The 6,388-nt window shown below is 71.7% G+C and carries 6 protein-coding genes; 5 read left to right on the forward strand and 1 reads right to left on the reverse strand.

The window, feature by feature from the left end; genetic code table 11:
• The first annotated feature begins 23 nt into the window (after window positions 1-23).
• The 4 genes from ACGF3H_RS13285 to ACGF3H_RS13300 all read left to right on the forward strand — a co-directional run bounded on the left by ACGF3H_RS13285 (window position 24) and on the right by ACGF3H_RS13300 (window position 3,974).
• Entirely contained in the window at window positions 24-1,484 is a 1,461-nt protein-coding gene (locus ACGF3H_RS13285) for an aldehyde dehydrogenase family protein (RefSeq protein ID WP_362490230.1), read from the forward strand.
• 56 nt (window positions 1,485-1,540) lie between these two features.
• Window positions 1,541-2,182, forward strand: a complete 642-nt coding sequence (locus ACGF3H_RS13290) for a PadR family transcriptional regulator (RefSeq protein WP_362490233.1) — start codon at window positions 1,541-1,543, stop codon at window positions 2,180-2,182.
• A gap of 92 nt (window positions 2,183-2,274) precedes the next feature.
• Window positions 2,275-3,216: an ATP-binding cassette domain-containing protein gene (locus ACGF3H_RS13295; protein WP_362490235.1), complete on the forward strand. Its 942-nt coding sequence runs from the start codon at window positions 2,275-2,277 to the stop codon at window positions 3,214-3,216.
• A complete protein-coding gene (locus ACGF3H_RS13300) occupies window positions 3,213-3,974 on the forward strand; it encodes an ABC transporter permease (protein WP_362490238.1) in 762 nt (253 codons plus the stop codon). Before ACGF3H_RS13295 ends, ACGF3H_RS13300 begins: the two co-directional genes overlap by 4 nt.
• A 9-nt stretch (window positions 3,975-3,983) precedes the next feature.
• Here ACGF3H_RS13300 and ACGF3H_RS13305 read toward each other — a convergent pair whose 3' ends face one another.
• Complete coding sequence (locus tag ACGF3H_RS13305; RefSeq protein ID WP_362490240.1) at window positions 3,984-5,402, reverse strand: glutamate decarboxylase; 1,419 nt, start codon at window positions 5,400-5,402, stop codon at window positions 3,984-3,986.
• Window positions 5,403-5,502: 100 nt separating this feature from the next.
• Here ACGF3H_RS13305 and ACGF3H_RS13310 point away from each other — a divergent pair, with 100 nt between their 5' ends.
• Window positions 5,503-6,264: a MerR family transcriptional regulator gene (locus ACGF3H_RS13310; RefSeq protein WP_362490243.1), complete on the forward strand. Its 762-nt coding sequence runs from the start codon at window positions 5,503-5,505 to the stop codon at window positions 6,262-6,264.
• The last annotated feature ends 124 nt before the right edge of the window (window positions 6,265-6,388 follow it).

Below are 6,388 nucleotides of genomic sequence, written 5' to 3' on the forward strand. Positions count from 1 at the left end.
CAGCTAGGGGATTGAGGGATCACATGTCGTCGTACTTCACCGACCTCGCCCGGCAGTACATCGACGGCGAGTGGCGGACGGGCACCGGGTCCTGGGACATCATCGACTTCAACCCGTACGACGACGAGAAGCTGGCCTCGATCACGATAGCCACCGTCGACGAGGTCGACGCCGCCTACCGGGCGGCCGAGCGCGCGCAGAAGCAGTGGGCGGCGACGAACCCGTACGCGCGCCGCGCGGTGTTCGAGAAGGCGCTGCGCCTGGTGGAGGAGCGCGAGGCCGAGATCAGCGAGGCGATCGTCGCCGAGCTGGGCGGCACCCGGCTGAAGGCCGCCTTCGAGCTGCACCTCGCCAAGGAGTTCCTGCGCGAGGCGGTCCACCTGGCGCTGGCGCCCGAGGGCCGGATCATCCCGTCCCCGGTCGACGGCAAGGAGAACCGCGTCTACCGGGTGCCGGTCGGTGTCGTGGGCGTCATCAGCCCCTTCAACTTCCCCTTCCTGCTCTCCCTGAAGTCGGTCGCCCCGGCCCTCGCGCTGGGCAACGGCGTCGTCCTCAAGCCGCACCAGAACACGCCGGTCGTCGGCGGCACCCTGGTCGCGAAGCTCTTCCAGGACGCCGGCCTGCCGGGCGGCCTGCTCAACGTCGTGGTCACCGACATCGCGGAGATCGGCGACGCCTTCCTGGAGCACCCGGTCCCGAAGGTCATCTCCTTCACCGGTTCCGACAAGGTCGGCCGCCACGTGGCCACGGTGTGCGCCGCCAACTTCAAGCGCTCGGTCCTCGAACTGGGCGGCAACAGTGCGCTGGTGGTCCTCGACGACGCCGACGTCGACTACGCGGTCGACGCCGCCGTCTTCAGCCGCTTCGTCCACCAGGGCCAGGTCTGCATGGCAGCCAACCGGGTGCTGGTCGACCGGGCGGTCGCCGACGAGTTCACCGAGAAGTTCGTCGCCAAGGTCAGGACCCTCAAGGCCGGTGACCCGCGCGACCCGTCGACCGTCATCGGCCCGGTGATCAACTCCTCGCAGGCGGACGCCGTCGAGGGAGTGGTCGAGCAGGCGCTCGCCGAGGGCGCGACCGCCCTGGTGCGCGGCACGGTCACCGACAACCTCGTCACGCCGTCGGTCCTGACCGACGTCCCGGCCGGCTCGGCGCTGCTGCGGCAGGAGGTCTTCGGCCCCGTCGCCTTCCTCGTCCCCTTCGACGGCGAGGAGGAGGCGGTACGCCTGGTCAACGACACCCCCTACGGCCTGAGCGGCGCCGTGCACACGGCGGACGTCGAGCGGGGCGTCGCGTTCGCCAAGCGGATCGACACCGGCATGTTCCACGTGAACGACGGCACCGTGCACGACGAGCCGATCGTGCCCTTCGGCGGCGAGAAGCACTCCGGCATCGGCCGGCTCAACGGCGACACGATGCTGGACGCCTTCACCACGCAGAAGTGGATCTCGGTGCAGCACGGACGCAGCGGGTTCCCGTTCTGAGCGGCGCGGGCCGGACCGGCGGCGGGTCCGGCCCCGTCCGCGCCTAACCTGGTCCCATGTCAGCGATCCGTCTCCTCGTGCTCGGCGCCGTCCGCCAGCACGGGCGGGCCCACGGGTACCAGGTGCGCAACGACCTGGAGTACTGGGGCGCGCACGAGTGGTCCAACGCCAAGCCCGGCTCGATCTACCACGCGCTCAAGCAGATGGCCAAGCAGGGTCTGCTGCACGCGCACGAGATCGCCCCGTCGACCGCGGGGGGACCGCCGCGCACGGAGTACGAGATCACCGGGAAGGGCACCGAGGAGTACTTCGCCCTGCTGCGGGCGTCCCTCACCGCCCACGACCAGAAGCCGGACGTGCTCGCCGCCGGACTCGGCTTCATGGTCGATCTCGGCCGCGAGGAGGTGCTGGCCCTCCTGGAGGAGCGGATCCGGGGCATCCGGGAGTGGCGCGAGTCCGTCACCACGTACTACACGCCCGAGGAGGGCCCCGGCCAGCTCGGTCACATCGGCGAGATCATGAACCTCTGGGTGCACTCCGCCGACACCGGCGCCGAGTGGACCCGCGCGCTCGTGGAGCGCATCCACCGGGGTGCGTACACCTTCGCCGGGGAGGGCGAGCCGTTCGTCGGCGTCCTGGCGGAGGGCGAGGAGAACCCCTACGCCACGGGGGAGCGGCACCCCCGGGATGGCGACTGACCGGAGCACTTATTAATCAAGTTTGACCGATCGCGTAGGCGGGAATATCTTCGCGAGTCGAGTAGTCAAGTTTGACTAACTGGGGAGGGTCAGTGGCCGACGCGGCGATCACCGTCGAAGGGGCACGCAAGAGGTACGGCAGCAAGAACGCGCTGGACGGGCTCGACCTGACGGTCACGCGCGGCACGGTGCACGGAGTGCTCGGTCCCAACGGCGCGGGCAAGACCACCCTCGTCCGGATCCTGTCCACCCTGCTGCGGCCGGACGGGGGCCGGATCGAGGTGGCCGGGCACGACGTGGTCGGCGAGGCGTACGCCGTGCGACTGCGCATCGGCCTGCTCGGCCAGCACGCGGCGCTCGACGAGGAACTCGGCGGCCGGCAGAACCTGGAGCTGTTCGGCCGCCTGCACCACCTCGGCGCCCGGCGGGCACGCACGCGTGCCGGTGAACTGCTGGAGCGCTTCGATCTCACCGACGCCGGACGCAAGCCGGTCAGTGCCTACAGCGGCGGCATGCGGCGCCGCCTGGACCTCGCGGCGTCCCTCATCACCGAGCCGGAGGTGCTCTTCCTGGACGAACCGACCACCGGACTCGACCCGCGCGGCCGCACCGAGGTGTGGGACTCGGTCCGCTCCCTGGTCGGCGGCGGCACGACGGTCCTGCTCACCACCCAGTACCTGGAGGAGGCCGACCAGCTGGCCCACCGCATCTCCGTCGTCGACGCCGGCCGGGTCGTCGCCGACGGCACGGCCGACGAACTGAAGGCCGCCACCGGCGGCGACCGCATCGACGTGGTCCTGCGCGACGCCGGTCAGCTCGGCGCCGCGGCCGTCCTGCTGCCGCTCACCGGCGTCCGCGTCGACCCCGACCGCCGGCTGCTCAGCGCGCCGGTCACCGACCGCATGGCCGCGCTCTCCGGTGTCGTACGGGCGCTGCGGGAGGCCGGGATCGAGGCCGAGGACGTGGCCCTGCGCCGACCGACCCTGGACGAGGTGTTCCTGCACCTCACCGACCACGCCGAGGAGGCCGCATGACCACCTTCGCCCTGACCGACTCCTGGACCATGACCCGCCGCGAACTGGCCCGCTGGGCGCGGCAGCCCGTCACGGTCGTCGTCGGTCTCGCCTTCCCCGTCATGCTGCTGCTGATGTTCGGCTACCTGGTCGGCGGCGGCCGGGGCGTGAGCGGCGACTACGTCGACTACCTGGTCCCCGGAATGCTGGCGCTCACCATGGCCTTCGGCCTGGAGGGCACCATGATCGCCGTCACCAAAGACCTCGACAAGGGCGTCATCGACCGCTTCCGCTCCCTGCCGATGGCCAACGGCGCGGTGCTGGTGGGCCGCTCGGCCGCCGACATGCTGCAGTCGGCTGCCGGGCTCGCGGTGATGATCGCGGTCGGCTACGCGCTCGGCTGGCGTGCCCACGGCGGCCCCGGCGCGTTCCTCGGCGCGGTGGGCCTGCTCCTGCTCTTCCGGTTCGCCATGCTGTGGATCGGCATCTTCCTGTCCCTGGTGGCGGGGAAACCGGAGCTCGTGCAGGCCGTGCAGATCCTGGTCTGGCCGGTCGGCTTCCTCTCCAACGCCTTCGCCACACCGCACTCCATGCCCGGCTGGCTGGGCACGGTCGTCCAGTGGAACCCGCTCTCCCAGACCGCCACGGCCGTCCGCGACCTGTTCGGCGGCCCCGGCGGCGCGTCCGGGCACTTCTGGGCGGCCGTCGTCTGGCCGCTGGTCCTGCTCGCCGTGTTCTTCCCGCTGGCGGTCCGCAGGTTCGCGCACCTGAGCCGGTAGGGACACGCCCTAGTGGTGGAAGCCGGTGGCCGCGCCCTTGTCGTGGGTCAGGGGGTGCGGCTGCCGGCGCAGCTCCGGCAGCAGCCGCTCCAGGTCCTGGACGAGCAGGTCCGCCATGTCGGCCGAGAAGCCGTTGCGGCACACCACCCGCAGCGCGGAGAGGTCCTCGCGGTGCGGCGGGAAGGTGTACGCGGGCACCAGCCAGCCGCCCTCGCGCAGCCGGCGGGACACGTCGAAGACGTCGTAACCGCTCACGCCGTCCGCCGTGGTGAACGCGAACACGGGGAGCTGGTCGCCCCGCGTCAGCAGCCGGAAGTCGCCGAGCGCCTCCACCCGGTCGGCCAGGCCCCGGGCCACGTCCCGCGCGGCCTGCTGCACCTCCCGGTAGCCCTCGCGGCCCAGGCGCAGGAAGGTGTAGTACTGCGCGACCACCTGCGCCCCCGGGCGGGAGAAGTTCAGCGCGAAGGTCGGCATGTCGCCGCCCAGGTAGTTGACCCGGAACACCAGCTCCTCGGGCAGGGCGTCCGCGTCCCGCCACAGCGCCCAGCCGACGCCCGGGTACACGAGCCCGTACTTGTGACCCGACGTGTTGATCGAGGCGACCCTCGGCAGCCGGAAGTCCCACACCAGGTCCTCGTCCAGGAAGGGCGCGACCATGGCACCGGAGGCCCCGTCGACGTGCACGGGAATGTCGAGTCCGGTCCGCTCCTGGAGGGCGTCCAGGGCCGCGCACAGGTCGGCGACCGGCTCGTAGGACCCGTCGAAGGTGGAGCCGAGGATGCCGACGACGCCGATGGTGTTCTCGTCGCACAGCTCGGCGGCAGCCTGCGGGTCGAGGTGGAAGCGGTCGCCCTCCATCGGCACCTGCCGGGCCTCCACCTCCCAGAAGTTGCAGAACTTCTCCCAGCACACCTGGACGTTCACACCCATCACCAGATTGGGCCGCGCCCCCGGGTACCGGTCGGCGTTCCGCTGCGCCCAGCGCCGCTTCAGCGCCATCCCGGCCAGCATGCACGCCTCGCTCGACCCCGTCGTGGAGCAGCCCACGACCGCCGACGGGTCGGGTGCGTGCCACAGGTCGGCGAGCATCGCCACACAGCGCCGCTCCAGCTCGGCGGTGCGGGGATACTCGTCCTTGTCGATCATGTTCTTGTCCCGGCACTCGGCCATCAGCACCCCGGCCTGCGGTTCCATCCAGGTGGTGACGAAGGTGGCCAGATTCAGCCGGGCGTTGCCGTCCAGCATCAGCTCGTCGTGGACCAGCTCGTAGGCCGTCGACGGCGGCAGGGGAGCGTCCGGCAGGCGGTGCGTGGGCGGTGCCTCGGTCATGCCACTGGTCGGATTCGCCGAACCGTGGAAGGGGTTCGCGGCGAGCCGGCGGCGGTCGGCGCCCTCGTGGTCCTGGTGGTGTCCGCGGTGCAGTGGCATGCGACCGACGCTAGGTCCGGGCCGTGCGTCGCGCATCCGGGCTTGCACCTCACGTGGCGTGAGGAGGGAGCGTGGACGGCGTCACAAGAAGGGAGCGGAAGTGAGCTACTCCGTGGGACAGGTGGCCGGCTTCGCCGGAGTGACGGTGCGCGCCCTGCACCACTACGACGACATCGGCCTGCTCACCCCGAGCGAGCGCAGCCACGCGGGCCACCGGCGCTACAGCGACGCGGACCTCGACCGGCTGCAGCAGATCCTGTTCTACCGGGAACTCGGCTTTCCGCTCGACGAGGTCGCCGGCCTGCTCGACGACCCGGATGCGGACCCGCGCGCGCACCTGCGCCGCCAGCACGAGCTGCTGACCGCCCGGATCGAGAAGCTGCAGAAGATGGCGGCGGCCGTGGAGCAGGCCATGGAGGCACGCAGCATGGGCATCAACCTCACGCCCGAGGAGAAGTTCGAGGTCTTCGGCGACTTCGACCCCGACCAGTACCAGGAGGAGGTCCAGGAGCGCTGGGGCGGCACCGACGCCTACCGTCAGTCGCAGGAGAAGGCCGCCTCGTACACCAAGGAGGACTGGCAGCGCATCCAGGACGAGGCCGACGAGCTCACCCGGCGCTTCGTCGCCCTGATGGACGCCGGTGAGCCCGCCGACTCCGAGGCGGCCATGGACGCCGCCGAGGACCACCGTCGGGGGATCGCCCGCAACCACTACGACTGCGGGTACGAGATGCACACCTGCCTGGGCGAGATGTACGTCTCCGACGAACGTTTCACGCGAAACATCGACGCGGCCAGGCCGGGCCTCGCCGCCTACCTGCGTGACGCGATCCTCGCCAACGCCGTCCGGCACACCCCCTGAGCGGCGGGGGGGGGGGGGGGGGGGGCGCCCCCCCCCCCCCCCCCCCCCCCCCCCCCCCCCCCCCCCCCCCCCCCCCCCGCCCCCCCCCGCGCCCGCCCCCCCCCCCCCGCCCCCCCCCCCACGT

The sequence above is a fragment of the Streptomyces sp. NPDC048185 genome, from assembly GCF_043202495.1.
Classification (GTDB): domain Bacteria; phylum Actinomycetota; class Actinomycetes; order Streptomycetales; family Streptomycetaceae; genus Streptomyces.